This window comes from Vibrio sp. 1288, assembly GCF_033344475.1.
The window spans coordinates 1-643 of the sequence record NZ_JAWPOX010000652.1 but is presented as its reverse complement, the minus strand read 5'-3'; the positions used below and the strand labels follow the sequence as shown (position 1 = coordinate 643).

Annotated in this window: 1 protein-coding gene and 1 pseudogene; both read right to left on the bottom strand. The window is 44.6% G+C overall.

Annotated features, from left to right (window positions below; genetic code table 11):
• Positions 1 to 411: cellulose biosynthesis cyclic di-GMP-binding regulatory protein BcsB (locus R8O11_RS28575; RefSeq protein ID WP_318195039.1), on the bottom strand; the 411-nt coding region annotated here is incomplete at its 3' end.
• A pseudogene (locus R8O11_RS28570) lies at positions 401 to 643 on the bottom strand (cellulose synthase); the annotation flags it as partial. The gene R8O11_RS28575 and the pseudogene R8O11_RS28570, both read right to left, overlap by 11 nt.

Below are 643 nucleotides of genomic sequence, written 5' to 3'. Positions count from 1 at the left end.
ACGAGTATCCAGCGGCATCGATAAGCTCAACTTATTACCTTGCTGACCATCGACGATTGACGCCACTCCCATAAGCTCGTTGTTCAAATACACTTTGACGTGAGAAACCAAAGAAAGCAACGCTGGTGAAGGTGTGATGTCAAAGTGCAACGTGGCTTTAGACACCACCTCATCGAGTCGCGAACCGAAACCAATATAAGCACTGGCCTCACTGCCTTGAATAGCAATTGAACCACTGTAACCCAATTGACTAAATGGAATGACACGCTTAAATACGGTCGAATTTTCAGCATCTTGCTGTGCCAAAGGCGTTGGTTGTTGCTGACTTACTTCTTGTGCCGCGAGACTGCCCGACATACACATGAGAGTGATAGCCGTTGTCAACGCTGTTAGTTTTTTATTATTTAGCATGACTTGAGGTCCTGATTGGGACATAACGAGGTCTTAGTGACCAAATAAATTCGATACAAAATAAAAGTGCATCCACACTGGCCTGAACAAACTTAGGACAATGTTGCAGCAAGCGTTTGTATCCATTAAAGCCGACTTGCAGTACAGCCTGCATACTCGATAGAGGTTTATCTGATTGATAACCTTGTTGCCATTTCGCCCACGTATCTGCACGTGCAAATGTACATTGGAC